Annotated in this window: 19 protein-coding genes and 1 pseudogene; 13 read left to right on the top strand and 7 right to left on the bottom strand. The window is 71.3% G+C overall.

Annotated elements, in window-relative coordinates:
• Positions 1-35: 35 nt before the first annotated feature.
• A complete protein-coding gene (locus tag OG272_RS02205; protein ID WP_327726190.1) occupies positions 36-1235 on the top strand; it encodes an IS30 family transposase in 1200 nt (399 codons plus the stop codon).
• Between the two features lie 6 nt (positions 1236-1241).
• Here OG272_RS02205 and OG272_RS02200 read toward each other — a convergent pair.
• A pseudogene (locus OG272_RS02200) lies at positions 1242-1620 on the bottom strand (GNAT family N-acetyltransferase); the annotation flags it as partial.
• Positions 1621-1686: 66 nt separating this feature from the next.
• Positions 1687-2730 carry an acyl-CoA dehydrogenase family protein gene (locus tag OG272_RS02195; RefSeq protein WP_326585269.1) on the bottom strand — a complete coding sequence of 348 codons (1044 nt, stop codon included), beginning with the start codon at positions 2728-2730 and terminating at the stop codon, positions 1687-1689.
• A gap of 289 nt (positions 2731-3019) precedes the next feature.
• On the opposite strand from OG272_RS02195, the gene OG272_RS02190 reads away from it, so the two are divergent.
• The 8 genes from OG272_RS02190 (at position 3020) to OG272_RS02155 (ending at position 10527) form a co-directional block, all read left to right on the top strand.
• The gene (locus OG272_RS02190) at positions 3020-3901 is read left to right on the top strand and encodes a hypothetical protein (RefSeq protein ID WP_327731739.1); all 882 of its coding nucleotides are present in this window, start codon (positions 3020-3022) and stop codon (positions 3899-3901) included.
• Between the two features lie 124 nt (positions 3902-4025).
• Positions 4026-4529, top strand: coding sequence for a MarR family transcriptional regulator (locus tag OG272_RS02185; RefSeq protein ID WP_327731740.1), 504 nt, complete (start codon positions 4026-4028; stop codon positions 4527-4529).
• Positions 4530-4581: 52 nt separating this feature from the next.
• The gene (locus OG272_RS02180; protein ID WP_327731741.1) at positions 4582-5301 is read left to right on the top strand and encodes a response regulator transcription factor; all 720 of its coding nucleotides are present in this window, start codon (positions 4582-4584) and stop codon (positions 5299-5301) included.
• Positions 5302-5504: 203 nt separating this feature from the next.
• Entirely contained in the window at positions 5505-6392 is an 888-nt protein-coding gene (locus OG272_RS02175) for a glycoside hydrolase family 19 protein (RefSeq protein ID WP_326585273.1), read from the top strand.
• A 96-nt stretch (positions 6393-6488) separates the two neighbouring features.
• On the top strand, positions 6489-7427 hold the full coding sequence (locus OG272_RS02170) for an aldo/keto reductase (RefSeq protein ID WP_327732373.1): 939 nt from the start codon (positions 6489-6491) through the stop codon (positions 7425-7427).
• A 48-nt stretch (positions 7428-7475) separates the two neighbouring features.
• Complete coding sequence (locus tag OG272_RS02165) at positions 7476-8783, top strand: hypothetical protein (RefSeq protein ID WP_405892331.1); 1308 nt, start codon at positions 7476-7478, stop codon at positions 8781-8783.
• Positions 8784-9001: 218 nt separating this feature from the next.
• Positions 9002-9397, top strand: a complete 396-nt coding sequence (locus OG272_RS02160) for a VOC family protein (RefSeq protein ID WP_405892329.1) — start codon at positions 9002-9004, stop codon at positions 9395-9397.
• A gap of 59 nt (positions 9398-9456) precedes the next feature.
• Entirely contained in the window at positions 9457-10527 is a 1071-nt protein-coding gene (locus OG272_RS02155; RefSeq protein WP_405892327.1) for an adenosine deaminase, read from the top strand.
• Between the two features lie 50 nt (positions 10528-10577).
• Here OG272_RS02155 and OG272_RS02150 read toward each other — a convergent pair whose 3' ends face one another.
• Positions 10578-11093 carry a mycothiol transferase gene (locus OG272_RS02150; protein ID WP_327731743.1) on the bottom strand — a complete coding sequence of 172 codons (516 nt, stop codon included), beginning with the start codon at positions 11091-11093 and terminating at the stop codon, positions 10578-10580.
• A 249-nt stretch (positions 11094-11342) separates the two neighbouring features.
• Complete coding sequence (locus OG272_RS02145; RefSeq protein WP_327731744.1) at positions 11343-11963, bottom strand: hypothetical protein; 621 nt, start codon at positions 11961-11963, stop codon at positions 11343-11345.
• Positions 11964-12195: 232 nt separating this feature from the next.
• On the opposite strand from OG272_RS02145, the gene OG272_RS02140 reads away from it, so the two are divergent.
• Complete coding sequence (locus OG272_RS02140; protein WP_327731745.1) at positions 12196-13644, top strand: helix-turn-helix domain-containing protein; 1449 nt, start codon at positions 12196-12198, stop codon at positions 13642-13644.
• Here the strand turns inward: OG272_RS02140 and OG272_RS02135 are convergent.
• Positions 13634-14539: a LysR substrate-binding domain-containing protein gene (locus tag OG272_RS02135; RefSeq protein ID WP_326585280.1), complete on the bottom strand. Its 906-nt coding sequence runs from the start codon at positions 14537-14539 to the stop codon at positions 13634-13636. The two genes, OG272_RS02140 and OG272_RS02135, sit on opposite strands and share 11 nt — an antisense overlap.
• 127 nt (positions 14540-14666) lie before the next feature.
• On the opposite strand from OG272_RS02135, the gene mgrA reads away from it, so the two are divergent.
• A complete protein-coding gene (mgrA, locus tag OG272_RS02130) occupies positions 14667-15665 on the top strand; it encodes an L-glyceraldehyde 3-phosphate reductase (RefSeq protein ID WP_405892324.1) in 999 nt (332 codons plus the stop codon).
• On the opposite strand, the gene OG272_RS02125 is transcribed toward mgrA, so the two are convergent.
• Both OG272_RS02125 and OG272_RS02120 read right to left on the bottom strand, forming a co-directional pair.
• Complete coding sequence (locus tag OG272_RS02125; protein ID WP_327731746.1) at positions 15646-15948, bottom strand: DUF1905 domain-containing protein; 303 nt, start codon at positions 15946-15948, stop codon at positions 15646-15648. The two genes, mgrA and OG272_RS02125, sit on opposite strands and share 20 nt — an antisense overlap.
• Positions 15949-16043: 95 nt before the next feature.
• Positions 16044-16433: a nuclear transport factor 2 family protein gene (locus OG272_RS02120; protein ID WP_327731747.1), complete on the bottom strand. Its 390-nt coding sequence runs from the start codon at positions 16431-16433 to the stop codon at positions 16044-16046.
• A gap of 427 nt (positions 16434-16860) precedes the next feature.
• Here OG272_RS02120 and OG272_RS02115 point away from each other — a divergent pair, with 427 nt between their 5' ends.
• Together OG272_RS02115 and OG272_RS02110 are read left to right on the top strand one after the other, a co-directional pair.
• Positions 16861-17271 (top strand): hypothetical protein, encoded by a 411-nt coding sequence (locus OG272_RS02115; protein WP_327731748.1) that lies wholly within the window; start codon positions 16861-16863, stop codon positions 17269-17271.
• Between the two features lie 87 nt (positions 17272-17358).
• Positions 17359-19683 (top strand): FHA domain-containing protein, encoded by a 2325-nt coding sequence (locus tag OG272_RS02110; RefSeq protein ID WP_405892321.1) that lies wholly within the window; start codon positions 17359-17361, stop codon positions 19681-19683.
• Positions 19684-19685: the final 2 nt, after the last annotated feature.

Genomic DNA, 19685 nt, shown 5'->3' with positions numbered 1-19685 from the left:
CGGTGGGTGCGAGGTGGTTTCGTCACGCTGGCGGCATGCCTCCGATCTCGTTGGCCGAGCCCACGGGCCGGTACCTCGCGTTCGAGGAGCGCGAGGAGATCGCGATCCTCAGGGCGATGAACAAGGGCGTGCGCGAGATCGCCCGCGCCCTGGGGCGTGACCCCGGAACGATCTCTCGCGAACTGCGCCGCAACGCCGCCACGCGCGGCGGCAAGCAGGAGTACCGCGCGACGGTCGCCCAGTGGAAAGCACAGCAGGCCGCCAAGCGCCCGAGGACCGCGAAGCTCACAGGCAACGACAGGTTGCGTGAGTACGTGCAGGACCGGCTCGTCGGCAGTGTCCGCCGCCCCGACAACACGATCGTCGCCGGGCCCAGGACGCCCGCATGGAAAGGGCTGAACAAGCCGCACCGGCAGGACAGACGATGGGCGACGGCATGGAGCCCGGAGCAGATTTCGCACCGTCTCCATGTCGACTTCCCCGATGATGAGTCCATGCGCATCAGCCACGAAGCGATCTACCAGGCGCTGTTCATCGAGGGCCGTGGCGCGCTCAAGCGGGAACTGGTCACGTGTCTGCGCACCGGCCGGGCGCTGCGGACTCCCCGTGCACGGTCACAGAACAAACCGCAGGGGCATGTCACCGCGGACGTCATCCTCAGCGAACGCCCCGCCGAGGCCGCAGACCGCGCGGTCCCCGGACACTGGGAAGGCGATTTGATCATCGGGACGGGTCGCTCCGCGATCGGCACGCTGGTCGAGCGCAGCAGCCGCTCCACGCTCCTGGTGCACCTGCCCCGGCTCGAGGGCTGGGGCGAGAATCCGCCCGTGAAGAACGGCACCTCACTCGGGGGCTATGGCGCGATCGCGATGAACGCGGCGCTCACGACGTCGATGACGCAGCTGCCCGAGCAGCTACGCAAAACCCTCACCTGGGACCGCGGAAAGGAACTCTCCGGCCACGCCCAGTTCGCCATCGATACCGGGACGAAGGTGTTCTTCGCCGATCCCCACTCACCCTGGCAACGACCGACGAACGAGAACACGAACGGGCTGCTGCGTCAGTACTTCCCGAAGGGCACCGATCTGTCCCGGTGGTCGTCCACGGACCTCGAAGCCGTCGCCATGGCGATCAACAACCGGCCCCGCAAGACCCTCGGCTGGCGGACACCCGCCGAGGTCTTCGAAGAGCAGCTACGCTCGCTGCAACAGCCCGGTGTTGCAACGACTGGTTGAACTCGCCGTGTCCACGCCGTGCTCCGCGGCCTGCGCGAGCGCGGCGTCGAGGAGGCCGGAGGCGATGCCACGGCCCCGGAACGCCGGGTCCGTCCAGAGTCTCTTGATCTCCGCCCGCCCGTCGGCGGGGGCGGTCACCACCACACAGCCCACCGCGGTGTCCCCGCTCACGGCCACCAGCACGACATCGCCGGCGAACGCACTCCCCGGGTCGGAGATCTCCGCCCGGTAGCGATCCGGCAGCCCGTCCACCTCGGCGACGGGGCGGCCCTTCTCGGCCTCCGTCCGCAGATGGTAGGCGGCCAGCAACGGGGCCGGCCCGGCCTCGACGTGAAGGGGTCCGGCCGGACCAGCGGACGATGGAGATCTCGCGCCGAGCAGTCATGACGCCAGCATCACACGACACCGGCCGGGGGCCGCTCGACCCCGCTGCGCGTGGTTTCCGCGAGGGTCAGTACGCGGCCGAGAGCGCGCCGAGGTGGGCCCGGCGCACCTCGGAGGTCTGGCCCTGCACCAGCAGGAACAGCGCCTCGCGGGCCAGCCGTTGCGCGCGGCTGTCCAGGTCGAGGGCGCGTCCGCCGCCCGCGACGACCGCGGCGGTCGTCGCCGTGCGCATCAGGTCGAACGCCTTCGTCTTGAGGGCCAGCCGCTCCTCCATGTGCTCGTGCGGCGCCGGATGGTCGGCCAGGGCGTACGCCTGGCGCCGTACCTTGTCCAGCCGCAGACGCAGCCCTTTCGTCGTGGGGTCGTCCTGTTCCAGCAGGCCGAGGGCCGACTCGGCGACCCCGAACACCGCCGGCGAGGCGTTCGTGGGCTTGGGACGGTCGCTCGCGGCCCAGGACTCGTACGGCGCGTGCAGCGCCACCGCGTCGTCGGGGATCCACAGCCCGTCGAGGTGGAGCGAGACCGTACGGGCGGCCGTGAGCGCGGCGAGCCGCATGGGTGCGGAGGCCTTCAGACCGGACTGCTGCTTGGCCTCGGTGAAGGCGAACACCACCTCGTCGGCGTCCGTCACGCCGGCCAGCAGCATCACATCGTTGAGCCCCCACCCGGTGTACCAGGGGACCGTGCCGTGGAACCGCCAGCCACCACGCTTCGGCACGGCACGGACCGGCACCTGCGGGTACCGTCGCAGATGCGCGTAGGCGACGCCGGACAGCAGTTCGCCGGTGGCCAGCTTCCCCAACAGGCTCTCGCGGGCGGGGAGTTCGCTCTTCACCAGGGTCAGTACGGGTGTGTAGTGCTGGGTCTGCACGAACCACGTGGAGCAGCAGGCCCCCGCCAGGATCTCGGCGGTCTCCCGTGCCACGGAATGGGGGGCGCCCGACCCGCCGTAGGCCACCGGCGCGCTCACTCCGAGCAGCCCCGACCGCTTGATCGCCTCGATACTGCTCGCGGGTACCCCCTCCTGGTCGACGCGCTCCGCCTGAGGCGCGAGCACCTCGGCGGCGAGTCTGCGCGCCTGGACGACGAGGGGGTGCGGTGACGTGGTCATGGGGTGATTCTCCCCGGCTCCGGCCCCAAAGATCACATCGTCGGGGCCGGCGGATCACCTCGTCCTCGTCCACGATCTCGCCTCGACCTCCATGGACTCGGCCGGACCCCTGGGCGCGGGCGCCGTGGGTGTGACCTGCGCCACGTCGGTCCGATGTCAGGTCGCAGGGCGCAAGCGGTCAGGCCGCTGCGCTTGCATGTGATCGTCGGGGCCGCGCCCCCGGCGGCTCCACGAGCGACGGTTCGCTCCACCCCCCACCGGGGCGTTCTGCCCCGTAAGGAGAAAGACCATGAAAGACCGGGCCAAGGTCGAGGATCTCCTCGTCACATCGGACCTCCAGGTGCAGACCTCGGCGGTCGCCTGGAAGCACGTCAAGGCCGAGTACGTCGACATCGTCGAGGACATCCTGGCGACGCTCGCGCCGAGCGGGCCCTACGCGTACACCGTCGTCCCGACCCTCGAAGAGGGCAAGGAGATTCCGACGCAGCGGATCGTCGACACGTACGAGGCCATCGAGAGCAGCTACCGCAACATGCACCGGTTCGCCGCCGTGGTCGGGATCCGGCCCGTGGCGGAGATCAACACCTCCTGGTACACGTTCGTGAGCGGCTCGGGCCGGGGGCGTGACAAGAACACCGGTGCCGAGAGCGAGCGTCCCATCATCGTGCTGTTCCCGACGATGGGTTCCGAGGGCATCACCGGCGAGCTCTTCTGGGGCCGTACGCAGCGCGAGTCGCTGCCGGGCGACCCGGCCGACGGGGCGCTGGCCAGCAGGTTCGCCGTGGCCAGGGTGCACGACGCGCTGCTCGACGCCTATCGCAAGGGCGATGTGGACGCGATCGTCGAGCGCGCCCACCCCGAGATCCAGACGGGCGTGCGGGACTACGCGGCGGGTGTCGGCACCCTGGTGGAACTGCACACCAAGGACGAACTGAGGGCCCACCTGGAGGAGTTCTACGCCCACTACGAGGTCCGGGAGATCGAGGTCGTCAAGCAGCACTTCGACGACTGGTTCTTCTTCCACGAGTTGCGCTGGACGGTCGAGGCCCGCAGGGGGCCCGAGGCGGGCGGCGTCTTCCGTCACCACACCGCCGAGTACGCGGAGGTGTCCGGCGCCGGGCTGGTCGTCGCGCACATCGGGCACGGCACGGACCAGCTGAAGCTCGGCTGACACGAGGACCCGACTCCCGTACGCCGGCGCCCCGGACGACCAGGTGTCGTCCGGGGCGCCGACGCGTGTGGGGCGACCCCTGCAACGTTGCTTGACTTAGGCAAATGTCTGCTACGGTGGCCGCATGTCCACACCGCGCCCCACCGAAGCGGCCGCCCTCGCGGACGTGACCGAGATCGAGCGGTTGCTCACCCGTGTCGCGTATCTGGCCGGCCGGTCTCGTCAGCACGAGCGTCTGATGTCCGACAGCGGACTGTCCCTGGACCGTGCCTCCGTGTCGATCCTGCGGCACATCGCCGAGAGCGAGCCGCTGCGCCCGGGGGTGCTCGCGGTCCGGCTGTCCGTGGAGGCGTCCCATGTCACCCGGCAGCTGAGGCAGTTGGAGAGCGACGGCTATGTCGTCCGCGTCCCGGACCCGGAGGACCGCCGGGCGCAGCGCGTCCAGATCACCGACGCCGGTCTCGCGGCCTTCGACCGCGTCAGGGAGGCCAGCCGCCGGGGCATCGGGGCGGTGCTGGACGAGTGGTCGACGGAGGACCTGCGGCAACTCGCCCACCTCTTCAACCGGTTGGTCGACGACTTCGTCGAACACGCCGAGATGGTCGTCGAGCCCCGGCCCGCCGACTGATACGGCGCGCCGCGCGATCCCCCCACGCAAGCCCTACGCGAACGGTCTTGTCATGCGCAGTCTGCTCACCGGGAAACCGTCGTCGCCGCGCGGCACCGCGCAGCACGTCCTGCTGGTCGTCGACGACCTTGATGTCACCGAACTCCTCGCCACCACCATGGAGTTGGCCGGATACCGGGTCGCGACGGCGGTCACCGGCGCCGAGGGGGCCCTGCGGATCGCCCATGGCGGGTACGACCTCGCCGTCTGGGACGCCGCGCTGCCGGACCCGGAGCGCTTCGGGCGGGGCCGGCGCGGCGCGCCTGCGGACCGGCCCGCGCTGCTGTTCCTCACCACCTGCGACACCCTCCACGACCTGCTTCCCGGCCTGCGGCCCGGCGACGAGGACTACGTCGTCAAGCCCGTACGCATCGCCGAAGTCCTCGACCGCGCCCGGGCGTTGCTGCGCGGCCGGGGCGGCCCCGAACGGCCCGAGGGCATGCCCTGCTATGGCGACCTGGTCCTGGACGACGCCGCGTGCGAGGCGCGGCGCGGCACCAGGCCGCTGTGCCTCACGCCCGCCGAGTACCGGCTGCTGCGGTATCTGCTGGCGAACGCGGAACGGGTGCTGTCCAAGGAGCAGATCGGTCGGCACGTCTGGGGCGAGTACCGCGCGCACGGCGCGATCGAGAAACTCGTGGCCAGGCTCCGGCGCAAGACCGATCAGGAGGAACCCGCGCTGATCCATACCCGGCGCGGCTTCGGCTACTGGCTCGGCTGCCCCGACGACTGACCTGACCTCGTGTCAAACGAGTCGACTGGTCTACACCCTTGACTGGTACAGACCAACGCGGTTGAGTGTGCCCCACACCCCCCACCACGGCCGCCCCCACGCCGTGGCCGGTCCCGCCGGCGCGTGCGCGCGAGGTTCTGTCCCAGTCATGCCCTTCGGGCCCTTGCCCGGGTGCGGCCGTGCTCCACGAAGGAGTTGGTCCCGTGTCGAGGCGTCGTATCTCCGCCGTACTGACCGCGCTGGTCATTGGCGGTTCCACCCCCTTGCTGCTGCCCGCCCAGAGCGCGTCGGCCGCCCCCTGTTCGAGCTACGCGAGCTGGACGGCCGGCCGGTCCTACGTCACCGGCGACATCGTGCGCTACACCGACGGCAAGGCGTACATCGCCGAGCACGACAACCCGGGGTACGACCCCACCATCAGCACCTGGTACTGGGAGCCGTACGCCTGCGAGAACGGCCCCACCAACCCCTCCGGCTTCGTGGTGAGCGAGGCGCAGTTCCAGCAGATGTTCCCGAACCGGAACTCGTTCTACACGTACAGCGGGCTGCGGGCGGCCATGAGCGCCTACCCGGCGTTCGCCACCACCGGCAGCGACACCGTCAAGAAGCAGGAGGCCGCCGCCTTCCTCGCCAACGTCAACCACGAGACCGGCGGACTCGTCCACATCGTCGAGCAGAACACCGCCAACTACCCCACCTACTGCGACTGGAGCCAGTCGTACGGCTGCCCGGCCGGACAGGCGGCCTACTACGGGCGCGGCCCCATCCAGCTCAGCTGGAACTTCAACTACAAGGCGGCCGGCGACGCGCTCGGCCTGAACCTCCTGGGCAACCCCTGGCTGGTGCAGAACGACGCGGCCGTCGCCTGGAAGACCGCCCTGTGGTACTGGAACACGCAGACCGGCCCCGGCACCATGACCGGCCACAACGCGATGGTCAACGGCGCCGGCTTCGGGCACACGATCCGCAGCATCAACGGCTCGCTGGAGTGCGACGGCAAGAACCCCGCCCAGGTGCAGAGCCGGGTGAGCGCGTATCAGCGGTTCGTCCAGATCCTCGGCACCTCGGCGGGCGGCAACCTGTACTGCTGACACCGGCATATTCTGGATGTCATGCACCTGACTTCCGCCGGGGGTGCGGCCGGCCACGGCCGTACCCCCGTGCCCGGCGCGTGCGAGACTGCGGTGATGACCTCGGAGACGATCACCGCGACCGCCGCCGGCACGTGGACGCTGGGCGACCTGCCGGTCAACCGTGTCGGTCTCGGTGCGATGCGGCTCACCGGCAGCGCCGCCTTCCATCTCGGGACGCCGAGGGGGCGCGAGGGGGCGATCTCCGTGCTGCGGCGCGCCGTCGAGCTGGGCGTCAACCACATCGACACGGCCGCCTTCTACTTCTCCTCCCTGCGCTCCGCCAACGAGCTGATCAACAGCGCACTGGGCGGGCCCTACCCGGACGACCTGGTCGTCGTCACCAAGGTCGGGCCGCACCGCGAGTACTCGGGGGAGTGGGGCACGGCCGCGCGCCCCGACCAGTTGCGCGGCCATGTCGAGGAGAACCTGCGGCAGTTGGGCCGCGACCATCTCGATGTCGTCAATCTGCGCCGGATGCGGCAGGACTCCATCGCCGAGCACTTCGGCGCGCTGGCCGAGCTGCGCGAGGCCGGGCTCATCCGGCATCTCGGGATCTCCGCCGTCGAACCCCGGCACCTCGCGGAGGCCCAGGCGATCGCACCGGTGGTCTGCGTCCAGAACCAGTACGGACTGCGCGGCCCGGACCCCGCCGCCGACGACGTGCTCCGTATCTGCGGTGAACAGGGCATCGCGTTCGTACCGTTCTACGCGATCGCCGGCGAAGCGGGACCCGAGGGCGCGAGCACCGCGCACGACGACGAACTGCTCGCCGTCGCCCGCGCCCACGACGCCACGCCCGCCCAGATCCGGCTCGCCTGGACCCTCCACCAGGGGCCGCACGTCCTCGCCATCCCCGGCACGGGAAACCCGGACCACCTGGCCGAGAACATCGCCGCCGGTGCCCTCCGGCTCACGGCGCAGGAGGTGGCCCGGCTGAACGCCGTGCACCGAGGCGAGGCGTCAGGGCAAAGCGACACCAACAGGTTCATATAGGCTGCCAGTTCTGCCCCTGCCGTTCGTCACCACCCGGGAGAGTCACCCGTGAGCGTAGCCACCGCCCACTCCGCATCGGCCGTACCGCCCGCCGACGAGACGCCCGCGACCGGCGGAGCGCCGTCGCGGGACGAGGAGTTCTGGGTCGAGCCCGGCGCGGCCGAGGGGCAGGCCCGCGAGAGCACGTCCGGCGTCGAGGTGCCGGCGCAGCCCTCCGGCGAGGAGGCTTCCGCGGAGCCCTCCGCCGAGGTGGCCGCGCCGGCGTCCGCCGAGGTGGCCGCGCAGCCATCCGTCGACGAGGTCGCCGCGCAGGCGCCCGCCGGTGTTCCCGCGCAGGCGCCCGGCGGCGACGCGCCGGTCGACGCCGTGCACGAGCAGGTCGCCCGCGACGCCCGGGAGTTCGGGGTGTACGCGCGCACCGGAGGCTGGGCCTTCGCGCTGAAGGTGGCGCGCAGTGTGCGGCCCGGCGGGGAGGCGGCGGGTGAGACGCCGAAGGTGTCGGCGAAGCGGTTCGCGGAGCTGGCCGGCTGCTCGCCGGAGCGGGTCATGCGGTACTACAAGGCGTGGGACAAGGCGGCCGACGACGGCATGGTCCCGCACTTCGAGGCGCTCACCCCCGGCGAGGAGATCGACCTCCCGGACTCGGACGTCTGGCTGTCGTACTACAGCTCCCGGTCCGGTGCGACCTCCGACCGCGGCACCGCGATCACGGCGGCGGCCGAGGCCGAGGGCATCCGCCCGACCAAGGCGCTGGAGGTCGCCGAGAACCCCACCGCGCTGCGCGCCGCGATCCTCGCCGACCCCTCCACCGCGCAGGCGGCCCGCACCGCCCTCCTCGACCGTCTCAAGGAGGACCCCTCCCTCCAGACGGAACTGGCCCGCGACATCGCCCGCACCGACGAGCTGAAGAAGGCCGTCGCGAGCGAGACCCAGGCGGCCAGCCGGATCGGCTACGTCCGGCAGATCGTGGAGAACGGTCAGGTCAAGACCCCGGCCGGCCAGGTCATCGACGCCACCGCCGAACTGCGCGCCGAAGCCGAGCGGCACCTGTCCCTCATCGACGAGCTGGACGACGACGAGGACACCGGAGAGTGGGCGACGGAGGCGTACGACACCGTCAAGGAACTCGTCGTCCAGACCGTGCAGGCCGACCCCGAGCTGCGGGTCCAGGAACGCCGTACGAAGTTCTACAGCAGCCTCCAGAAGGCGACCAAGGTCTTCGAGGAGCTGACCCTGGACGACGCCGTCGACCTCGACGCCATCTACGAGGACGACATGCTCCAGCGCCTGGAGGAGCTCCAGCAGGCCCTCCACACCTGCATCGCCGCCCTGCGCAAGGCGGGGCCGGGCGAGTGATCCCGGGCTCCGGCCCTCCCTGATCCTGAGGCCCCCCGCGCGGCGGGGGGCCTCAGCCGTGCCCTGCGGGCACCCCCCGCGACGTACGACAAAAATGCCATTTGCCGTCCGGCGCGTGTTACGTATAACCTCCCGGGAACCCCGAGCGAGCCTCGGACGATCACCGCACGCTCTCCGTGCGATCTCCGCACGGTTCGCGCCCCACCCGAGAGGCCCCGATGAGACGCATGGCCCTGGTCACCCTCGTGGTCGACGACTACGACGAGGCGATCCGCTTCTACACGGAGGCGCTCGGCTTCCGGCTCGTCGAGGACGAATCGAGGCCCGACGGCAGCCGCTGGGTCGTCGTCGAACCGGGAAGCGACGGGCGCGGTGGCGGACTGCTGCTCGCGAGGGCCAAGAACGAGGCCCAGCGCGGCCGGGTCGGCGACCAGACCGGCGGACGCGTGGGCTTCTTCCTGCACACCGACGACTTCGCCCGCGACCACGCCCGGATGCGGGCCGCGGGCGTCAGGTTCCTGGAGGAGCCGCGCCACGAGCCGTACGGCTCGGTCGCCGTCTTCGAGGACCTGTACGGGAACCGCTGGGACCTCCTCCAGCCCGCCACCGGCTGAGCCACCCGACCCTCTGTCCCCACCCCAACCACCGCACCACCTTCCGAGGAACGAACGCCATGACCGTGCCCCGCATCGACGCCGACACCATCCGCCGCCTCCCCAAGGCCGTCCTGCACGACCACTTCGACGGCGGTCTGCGCCCCGCCACACTCGTGGAACTCGCGGCGGAGGCCGGTCACGCCCTCCCGGAGACCGACCCGGAGGCCCTCGCCGCCTGGTTCTACGAGGCCGCCAACTCCGGTGACCTGGTGCGCTACATAGCCACCTTCGAGCACACCCTCGCCGTGCTGCAGACCCGCGAGGGCCTGCTGCGCACCGCCGAGGAGTACGTGCTCGACCTGGCCGAGGACGGCGTCGTCTACGGCGAGGTCCGCTACGCCCCCGAGCTGATGGTGGGCGGCGGGCTGGCACTCTCCGAGGTCGTCGAGACCGTGCAGGAGGGCCTGGCCGCCGGTATGGCCAAGGCGGCGGCCCAGGGCACCCCGGTCCGCGTCGGCACGCTGCTGTGCGGGATGCGCATGTTCGACCGCGTCCGCGAGGCCGCCGACCTGGCGGTGGCCTTCCGGGACGCCGGCGTCGTGGGCTTCGACATCGCGGGCGCCGAGGACGGCTTCCCGCCCGCCGACCACCTGGCCGCCTTCCAGCACCTGCGCCGGGAGAGCGTCCCCTTCACCATCCACGCCGGAGAGGCCCACGGCCTGCCCAGCATCCACCAGGCCCTCCAGGTCTGCGGCGCCGAGCGCATCGGCCACGGCGTCCGCATCACCGAGGACATCGTCGACGGCAAGCTCGGCCGCCTCGCCTCCTGGGTCCGCGACCGCCGTGTCGCCCTGGAGATGTGCCCCACCTCCAACCTCCAGACCGGCGCCGCCACTTCCATCGCCGAGCACCCGATCACGGCCCTGCGGGACCTCGGCTTCCGCGTCACCCTCAACACCGACAACCGTCTGGTGTCGGGTACCACCATGACCCGGGAGATGACCCTGCTCGTCGAGGAGGCCGACTGGACCCTCGACGACCTGCGCACGGTCACCGTCAACGCCCTCAAGAGCGCCTTCATCCCGTTCGACGAGCGCAACGCCCTCATCCAGGACGTCGTCCTGCCGGGCTACGCGTCCGCCTCCTAGCGGTCCCAGCGGTCCCAGCGGTCCCAGCGGTCCCAGCGGTCCCAGCGGTCCTAGCGGTCGTCGCGCTGGACCAACCCCCGTACGTACGCGGCCTGGCCGACATGCTGGAGATCGTCGGCCAGGACACTGACCAGGCGTACGCCGAGGGTGACGGCCGGCGTCCACCGCTCGTCCACGATCCGGTCCAGGTCGTCGGCCACGAGGCCGCGCACGAACTCCAGCGTCTGTTCGTGCACGGCGTCGTGGTAACCGGTCAGCAGGTCGCCCGAGGCGACCCGTACCTCGGCGACCTGCGCCGGGCTGTGTCCGTAGCCCGTGTCGCGGGCCGGCAGACCGAGCCCGAAGCGCTTCTCCCAGCCCTGGGACGGCCAGACCTGGGCGAGCCCGGAGGCGTCGGCCACATGGTCGTCCTGGATCCGGGTGAGGTGCCAGACCAGCCAGGCGACGGAGTTGGCGTCGGGAGCGGGGCGGGCGTGGAGGTCCGCCGGGGACAGTCCGTGCACGGCGGCGTGGACCTCCTCCTTGATCCGCCCGAACGCGTCGATGAGAACGTCCTTCACATCCATACGTCCACCATCGGGCATCGGGGCCGTGCCCGCACCGCTCCCCGACGCGCGCCGCGGGGAACGCGTCAGCTTCCGGCGGCGCCCTTCGTGCCGATGTGGCAGATCTTGAAGTGGCGGGTCATGTCGACGACCAGTTCGGTGGTCCTGCCGTCGCCCCGGGGCAGGGTGATGCCCCGGGGTTGTCGCGTGGCCGCCCGACCGACCCCCCTCGCGCGGGCGGGCGGCCACGCTTCTCGCGGTGGTCTGCGGTCAGTGGAGCTTGTTGACGGCGGTGGTCGTCGTCTTCTTGAAGGCCTTGACCGGTGCGTCCTTGAAGCCGCCCATCTGCCCCCAGTCCACGACGGTGACCGTCCGGCCGTCCCGGCCCACCGACAGGAGCCGGATGTCCATGGCCCCCCAGGACGCGACGGTGGCCACACCGTGGACGTGGGCGCCCTCCTCGACGGGGAGCGTCCCGAGGTCCCGGTACTCGGCCTCGACGTCCGGGTCGGAGGACTCGCTCACGCACTCCCGGAAGTCCTTGTTGAGCCGCGTGGCGAGAGCCTTGGCCTTGCCGGCGCTGCCGGCGACCACGACGAGCTGCCTGGCACCGGTGTCCAGGTCCGTTCGGAACGAGCGGTGGCGGCCGTCGTACGCCAGGAGCGCGTCGCCCAGGCAGTACTGCAACTCCTCGGGGACGCCGTCCTCGATCCTGCCCGCGGTCCAGGATGACGAGGGGTGCGGCGGGAGTTCGGACGCCGACAGGAACTTCGGTGCGCTGCTCGCCTTCGCGGCGGCCGCCGGTACGGCGCCCGCGGCGAGTGCGGAGCCCGCGGTGAGACCCGCGACGACGAGTGCGGTGAGTGCGCCTGCTCGGGTGCGCTTGGGCATGGGTGTCCCCCGTGAATGAGTGTGTGGATGAGTGCGAGGTGTCTCTTCGTCGCCGACGCCGGATGGTCCGTCCGGCCTGGTCGGTGCGACACCAAGAGCATCGGCCGTCATCGGGTGCGGCCGCAACGGCCGGCGCCCGATTCACGGCCATGGAACCATCCCAGCCCTTGTGACGTGCCCTTATATGGAGTCCTGGGATGCCGTCCCGGGGCGGGGAGAACCCGGGGGAACAGTGTCGGCAGCACCGGATGACGTCCAGGAGTTCGCGGCGTCGCTCACGCGGCTCAAGGAACGCACGGACCGGAGCTATGGCCAACTGGCCCGCCGCCTCAACATGAACACCTCCACGCTGCACCGCTACTGCGCGGGGGACACCGTCCCTCTCGACTTCGCGCCCATCGAGCGCTTCGCCGCGCTCTGCGGAGCGACGGGGGAGGAGCGGCTGGAACTGCACCGGCTGTGGCTGTCGGCGGTGGCGGCGCGGCAGAAGACACGGACGGCCGGGGCAGGGGCGGGTTCCTCGACGACGACGGAGGCGGGCCGGCGGGCCGAAACGGTGCAGTCGGCCGAATCAGCCGATCCCGCCGAGCTAGCCGGTCCCACTGATACCGCCGGTCCCACTGATACCACCGGTCCCACCGATCCCGCTCAGCCGGGCGAACCGCCGCGACCCGTAGACGCCGCCGAACCGGGCTCGTCGGTTCCCGCGCAGGACCCCTCGGTCCGACTGACCGCGGCCCCGGCCCCGCCCCGGCGCCCCTGGCACCGCCGTCGACGCACCCTCGTCGGCGCGGCCGTCGCCGCGGTGCTCCTCGCCACTCTGGGCAGCCTCGCCGCCCTGCCGTCCGGCCGTCCCCCGGCCGACAGCACCGTGCGGGGCGGCGACCCGGCACCATCCCGTACGACATCAGGAGCCCAGCGACCGTCGACCGCCCCCACGAGCCCGTCCCCCTCACCGGCGGACACCACGAAGACCCCTTCGGACACACCCACACCCACCGAGCCCGGAAGCAGCCCCACGAAGGACGACGACCCCGCGGAGCGCCGGGCCCCGGCCACCGGAGCGCCCCTCACCTGGACGGCGAATTCCCAGCTCTGGCTGCTCGGCTGCGGTCACGACTACGTCATCGCCAAGCCGCCGAAGGAGGTGCCCCCGCCACCGGCGCCGCAGGACGCGGGCGCCTGGGCCGCGACGCAGCAGGCGGTACACGGGCGGAACACGATCGTGGAGATCACGGTGCAGGGGCGGAAGTCCGCGGCCGTCGTCCTGACGGCGTTGCGGGTGCGCGTCGTCGGACGCACGGCTCCCGCCGGGGGCAACGTCTACGCGATGGACCAGGGCTGCGGAGGACGGGTCAGCCCTCGGTACTTCGACGTCGACCTGGACAAGGACCGGCCGATCGCCCGCCCGGTCGACGGTGCCGACCTGGACATACCGATCCCCGCCGTGCGGTTTCCGTACAGTGTGTCGGCCGGGGACCCGGAGGTCCTGAGGGTCAGCGCGCAGACGGTGACCTGCGACTGCCGCTGGTACCTGGAACTGGAGTGGTCCTCCGAGGGCCGTACCGGCACGGTCCGGATCGACGACGACGGCCGCCCCTTCCGCACGACCGGGATCAAGGGAGTGCCGCGCTACGAGTACGACACCTCGAAGCACCGGTGGGCGCCCGTCACCGGCTGACCTCGGGACACGCGACCGGCGGGTCGAGCAGTCCCATCAGGGCTCGGGCCGCCGGGCTCGTGGCCTGCGGGGGCGGCAGCAGGGCGACCGTCTCGTACACGGTCTCGCCGGTGCCCTTCACCGCGAGGGCGGTGAGGGAGTCGCGCTTGTGGCGGAAGTGGCGCGGGACGACGGCGATGCCGAGGTTCTCGTCGACGAGTTCGAGGAGGCTGTGCACGTCGTTGACCTCCAGGGCGACGGCCCGGCGCACACCCGCGGCGGCGAAGACCGCGTCGGTGGTGCGGCGCGGGCCCCAGTCCGGGTGGAAGTCGACGAAGACCTCGCCGCCCAGCTCCTGCGGAGTCACGGGGGCGCCGACGGCCGCGAGGCGGTGGCTGGGGTGGCACAGGACGGTCATCGGCTCGCTGGACAGCGGTACGACCCGCAGCTGGTCGGTGTCCTCCTGGGCCGTCCGCACGGCGAACGCCAGGTCGAGCCGCCCGCTCGCGACCTCCTCCGCGAGCGCGCCCGAGCCCGCCTGCCGCAGACAGATCTCCACATCCGGGTGCAGGCGACGGAATGAGGCGAGCAGCCCCGCCACATGCAGCCCCGCGACACACTGTTCGGACCCGAGCGCGAGCATCCCGCGCAGGACGCCCTGCACGGCGGCCACCGCCTCACGGGCCGACCGCACCTGCGCCAGGATCCGCTCCGCCTCGGTCAGCAGCGCCCGCCCGGCCGGCGTGAGCATCACCCGGCGGGTCGTGCGCACGAACAGCGGTGTCTGCAGCTCGCGCTCCAGGGCGCGTACGGAGGCGGACAGACCCGACTGGGAGACCAGCAGTCGCTCGGCTGCCCGGGTGAAGTGCTCCTCCTCGGCGACCGCGACGAAGTGCTGGAGATGACGGAGTTCCATGACTGAGAAGCGTAGGTGCTGAATCCCATCGGATTCTTCTGTTGGACCAATGCCCCCAGATCGCGAAAGAGTGGACACCGGTTCTCAGGGACTCCGGTCCCACCGTGCCAACCTCTCTGGAGTCGCGTTGTACACCGCACACCCCGACCGCTACGCGGACATGCCCTACCGGCGCACCGGACGCAGCGGTCTGAAACTGCCCGCGCTCTCGCTCGGCCTGTGGCACAACTTCGGCCCCGACCGTTCCGTCGAGACGCAGCGCGCGATCCTGCGCCGCGCCTTCGACCTGGGCGTCAACCACTTCGACCTGGCCAACAACTACGGCCCGCCGCCCGGCTCCGCCGAGTCCGCCCTCGGCGAGGCCCTCAGGGCCGACTTCGCGCCGTACCGCGACGAGCTGGTCATCTCCACCAAGGCCGGCTATCTGATGTGGCCCGGCCCGTACGGCGAGTGGGGCTCCCGCAAGTACGTGCTCTCCTCGCTCGACCAGAGCCTGAAGCGCATGGGCCTGGACTACGTCGACATCTTCTACTCGCACCGCCTCGACCCGGAGACTCCGCTGGAGGAGACGATGGGCGCGCTGCACTCGGCGGTTCAGCAGGGCAAGGCGCTGTACGTCGGCGTCTCCAACTACTCGGCCGAGCAGACCCGTGAGGCCGCGCGCATCCTGGGCGAGCTGGGCACCCCGCTCCTCATCCACCAGCCGCGCTACTCGATGCTCGACCGGCGCCCCGAGAGCGAGGGCCTGCTCGACGCCCTCGACGAACTCCAGGTCGGCTCCATCGTCTTCTCCCCGCTGGAGCAGGGTCTGCTGACCTCCCGCTACCTCGACGGCATCCCGGAGGGTTCGCGCGCCGCGAGCGACAGCCCCTTCCTGAACTCCGAGGCCGTCACCGAGGACCTGGTGGGCCGGTTGCGCGCGCTGGACGAGGTCGCCAAGTCCCGCGGCCAGACCCTGGCCCAGCTGGCGCTGGCCTGGACGCTGCGCGGCGGCCGGGTCACCTCGGCGCTCGTCGGCGCGAGCAGCGCCCGGCAGATCGAGGACAGTGTGGGCGCCGTCTCCCGCCTCGACTTCGAGGCGGACGAGCTGGCCCGCATCGACGCGATCATCGAGGGCAAGGGCTGATGATCCAGCCCTCGATCCGCTCCTCCAGCCGTACGGTCACCGACGCGCCCGCCTCCTTCCCGATCGCCTTGCGTACATCGGCCTTGACGGGCAGCTTGTGGGTGCCGTCGCCCAGGGCCATGAAGGAGCTGCGGAAGGGATGGCCGTCGATGGTGCCGCGTACCTTGACCGGGCCGCGGGTGCCGAAGAAGGCGGCGGACCCGGGCCACACGAGGTAGGTCCAGCCGCCTTTGGCGGGGCTCTTGCGCAGCTGAGCCGTGAACTGTTCGTCGAGCGTGCTCATGGTGTCGTCCTCGCTCCCGGTGGTGCTCTACGAACAAGAGACCACCGGGAGCGGAGAAACTCATCGCGAGGCGGCGGGTTCCGGCACCCCGACGGCTACGCCGCCGCGGGCACCCGGTCCAGGAAGCCGTACACGCCGCGGATACGGCCCTCGGCGTCGAGCGTGATCACGTCGAACCCGGCGCCCGGGGCGCCGCGGCCCGCCTCGTCCACCGGCTCCCAACCGAAGCGGGCGGTGTCGTGGTGTCCGTCGACGGCCGTGACCAGGTGGAAGGCCGGGCCGGGGAACCGTTCCCGGGCCGCCGTGATCAGGGCGGCGATCTCCGCGTGCCCGCGCACGTCGGCCGGCGGGTCGGTGTAGCCGCCGTCGGCGGCCCAGGCGGCGACCGCCTCGGCCGGCGCCTCCCCGCCACCCGTGTTCCAGGCCTGGAGACAGCGGGCGACGGTGGTCTCGTAGCGGTCTGGGCGGTCTTGAGCCGCGGGCATGATCGTTGAACCCTCCGTCGAGGACATACGTATGGGGCGGTGACCGGGTGCGGAGTCGACTGCTGCCTCCTCGTTCCGGCACCGCATACGACGCCCGGACCTGCCGGAGGGCGTCGATCACCTCGGAGGTCATGCCGAGGAAGGCCCGGTCGGAGGGCCCTTCGAGCCGTTTCGGCCAATCGCGCCCTCGCATATGCCAGGAGACTGGCCGAATTGGCATGGTGACAGAGTGTCAGGAGTGGCGATACTCGAGTGACAGGGCGATTGAGTCATGAACGAACGCGCACCCATGCGCGTTCCTCACGTCACTGTGCGTGACGATCTTGTCGTCGGAGTGCGCACGACCAGCAAGTCTGTGAGGCGGGAGCGGGTCCGCGCGGCGAATGGGACCGGGCGGACATCGGCGGTGCGATCGGGGGAGTGAAGCGTGCACGACGAATTCCTGTGCCATGTCACCGCGTACGGCTGGTGCGGCGGCCGGCGCGTCGGCGTCCCCCTCGGTACCTATCGCGCCCCCACGTTGGCGCTGGCGCTGTGGTGGATGCGCGACCGCGCGTTATGGATCGCCGAGCGCCTCGACCCGCGACCCGAGAACCCGAACTTCCCCCCGAATGCGGTCGTTCCGGTCGCCGACACCGTACCGGACGTGCCGAGCCTGCTGCGCGCCTGGTCCACCGACGACGGACAACAGGTGCTGGTCGCCGAGGAGTTGGCGGCAGGGAACCTGGTCCGGATCGCCACCAACGACGACACCACGGAGTACGAGCTGCTCGCGGAGTCCGTCGACGCCGTGCGCATGCAGCGCATCGCCCAGAGAATCGCCGCTCCCGCTGCCTGACCCCCCCGGGCCCGGGATCGCCGTGGTCCGCCGGTCCGCGCCGGAGCGGCCGGGCGCATATCGGGGTGAATCGGTAGAATTTTCGGCATGGCAGAGCGGTCCCTCGCACCGACTCCACCCGAACTCGTGCTGGAAACCGAGTCGGGCTCCACCGTGATGACCCCGAGCCACGCCTACCACGTGGGGCGCGACCCGCTGAGCGACGTCGTCCTCGACGACGACCGGGTCTCGTGGCACCACGCGGTGCTCCGGGCCGAGGCCGGCCACTGGACGATCGCGGACGAGAACAGCACCAACGGCACCTACGCCGACGGCCGGCGCGTCCACGAGTGGGACGTCGGCCCGGGCACCGTCATCCACTTCGGGAGCCTCCCCGACGGCCCCCGGGTGGTACTCACCGGCCTCGCCCCCGAGCGCCCCTCCGGGGTCTTCCACCCCGCCTCCACCGGCACCTTCCGGCAGCCCACCAGCGTCCGTCCGCTGCCCGAGCGGACCGTCCGGATCGGCCGCGCCGCCGACAACGACCTGGTCATCGACGACCTCGTCGTCTCCCGACGGCACGCCGAGCTGCGGGCGCGGCCGGAGGGCACCTACGAGATCGTCGACCTCGGCAGCCACAACGGCACCTTCCTCAACGGCACGCCCGTCGACCAGGCGCCGGTCACTCCCGGTGACATCGTCGGCATCGGGCACTCCGCGTTCTCCCTGGTCGGCGACGAACTCCAGGAGTACGTCGACACCGGCGAGGTCTCCCTCGACGTCCAGGAACTGACCGTCGCCGTCGACCGCGGCCGGAAGACGCTCCTCGACAAGGTGTCGTTTCCGGTCGGCGAGAAATGCCTCCTCGCCGTGGTCGGCCCGAGCGGCGCCGGCAAGTCCACCCTCCTGAACGCCCTCACCGGTCAGCGCCCCGCCGACAGCGGCACGGTCCTCTACGACGGCCGCGACCTCTACCGCGACTACGCCGAACTGCGCCAGCGCATCGGCCTGGTCCCGCAGGACGACATCCTGCACGCCCAGCTGACCGTCCGCAGGGCCCTCACCTACGCCGCCGAACTCCGCTTCCCGCAGGACACCGCGAAGGCCGAGCGGCAGGCGCGAGTGGACGAGGTGATCCGCGAACTGGGCCTCGAACAACGCGCCGCCCAGCCCATCCACAGCCTCTCCGGCGGCCAGCGCAAGCGGGTCAGCGTCGCCCTGGAACTGCTGACGAAGCCCTCGCTGCTGTTCCTGGACGAACCGACCTCCGGTCTCGACCCCGGCATGGACCGCTCGGTGATGCACATGCTGCGCGGCCTCGCCGACGACGGCCGCACGGTCATCGTCGTCACGCACAGCGTCCTCAGCCTCGACGTCTGCGACCGCCTCCTCGTCCTCGCGCCCGGCGGAAAGGTCGCCTACTACGGGCCCCCGGACGACACCCTCGCCTTCTTCGGGTTCGAGCAGTGGCCGGAAGCCTTCGAGGCCTTCGAGCGGGACCAGGAACGGGACTGGGCGGGGGAGTACCGCGACTCGCCCTTCCAGCGTCAGTACGTCACCGCCTCCCCGGGGCAGCCGTATCCGCCCGACCTGGAGCCGATCGCCGTGGCACCGCCGCCCAAGCCACAGAGCTGGGGCGCCCAACTGAGCACGCTCGTGCGCCGGTACGCCGCCGCGCTCGGCGCCGACCGCACCTTCCTGGTCATCATGATCGCCCTGCCCTTCGTGATGGGCGCCATGGCCAGGGCGCTCGCGGGGAGCACGCTGGACCGGGAGACCGCCATGAACGCGCTGCTCATCCTGTGCGTGGGCGGCGTGCTGACGGGCGCGGCGAACGCCGTGCGCGAACTGGTCAAGGAACGGGTGATCTACCGGCGCGAACGGGCCGTGGGCCTGTCCAGATCCGCCTATCTGATGTCCAAGGTCGTCGTCCTCGGCACCGTCACCGTCCTCCAGGCGGTCGTCCTGACCCTGGTCGCCCTGCTCGGCGTCGATCTCAACGCCCCCGGCGGCGAAGGCGTGTTGTTGCCGCCCCTGGTCGAGATCACGGTGGCCGTGGCGCTGCTCGCGTTCACCGCGATGATGCTCGGTCTGCTCGTCTCCGCGCTGGTCCGCAAGGAGGAGGTCACCATGCCGCTGCTGGTGCTCCTCGCGATCATCCAGGTCGTGTTCTGCGGCGCGCTGCTGGACGTGCGGGGCACGATCGTCCTAGAACAACTGGCGTGGCTGGTGCCGTCGCGGTGGGCGTTCGCCGCGATGGCCGGCACGATCGACCTCGAACGGATCGTCCCCGACACCTCGGACCCGCTGTTCGAGCACTCTGCGGGGGTGTGGCTGCTCGACCTGGGGATGCTCGTCGTCCTGTCGCTGCTCTTCGGCTGGCTCGTCGCCCGGCTGCTGCGCCGCCGCGAACCCGCGGTGATGCGGAAGTAGCC

Source organism: Streptomyces sp. NBC_00104 (assembly GCF_045160825.1).
Classification (GTDB): Bacteria; Actinomycetota; Actinomycetes; order Streptomycetales; family Streptomycetaceae; genus Streptomyces.
Note: the sequence above shows the minus strand (reverse complement) of the source record. Positions and strands in the feature narration are given on the sequence as shown.

Excerpts from the sequence above, each read along its gene's own strand:
- OG272_RS02160 (WP_405892329.1), top strand. The coding sequence starts at position 9,002 with ATGAGACGCATGGCCCTGGTCACCCTCGTGGTCGACGACTACGACGAG.
- OG272_RS02155 (WP_405892327.1), top strand. The coding sequence starts at position 9,457 with ATGACCGTGCCCCGCATCGACGCCGACACCATCCGCCGCCTCCCCAAG.
- OG272_RS02190 (WP_327731739.1), top strand. The coding sequence starts at position 3,020 with ATGAAAGACCGGGCCAAGGTCGAGGATCTCCTCGTCACATCGGACCTC.
- OG272_RS02110 (WP_405892321.1), top strand. The coding sequence starts at position 17,359 with ATGGCAGAGCGGTCCCTCGCACCGACTCCACCCGAACTCGTGCTGGAA.
- OG272_RS02185 (WP_327731740.1), top strand. The coding sequence starts at position 4,026 with ATGTCCACACCGCGCCCCACCGAAGCGGCCGCCCTCGCGGACGTGACC.
- OG272_RS02170 (WP_327732373.1), top strand. The coding sequence starts at position 6,489 with ATGACCTCGGAGACGATCACCGCGACCGCCGCCGGCACGTGGACGCTG.
- OG272_RS02120 (WP_327731747.1), bottom strand. The coding sequence starts at position 16,433 with ATGCCCGCGGCTCAAGACCGCCCAGACCGCTACGAGACCACCGTCGCC.
- OG272_RS02195 (WP_326585269.1), bottom strand. The coding sequence starts at position 2,730 with ATGACCACGTCACCGCACCCCCTCGTCGTCCAGGCGCGCAGACTCGCC.
- OG272_RS02125 (WP_327731746.1), bottom strand. The coding sequence starts at position 15,948 with ATGAGCACGCTCGACGAACAGTTCACGGCTCAGCTGCGCAAGAGCCCC.
- OG272_RS02150 (WP_327731743.1), bottom strand. The coding sequence starts at position 11,093 with ATGGATGTGAAGGACGTTCTCATCGACGCGTTCGGGCGGATCAAGGAG.
- OG272_RS02135 (WP_326585280.1), bottom strand. The coding sequence starts at position 14,539 with ATGGAACTCCGTCATCTCCAGCACTTCGTCGCGGTCGCCGAGGAGGAG.
- OG272_RS02180 (WP_327731741.1), top strand. The coding sequence starts at position 4,582 with ATGCGCAGTCTGCTCACCGGGAAACCGTCGTCGCCGCGCGGCACCGCG.
- OG272_RS02205 (WP_327726190.1), top strand. The coding sequence starts at position 36 with ATGCCTCCGATCTCGTTGGCCGAGCCCACGGGCCGGTACCTCGCGTTC.
- OG272_RS02145 (WP_327731744.1), bottom strand. The coding sequence starts at position 11,963 with ATGCCCAAGCGCACCCGAGCAGGCGCACTCACCGCACTCGTCGTCGCG.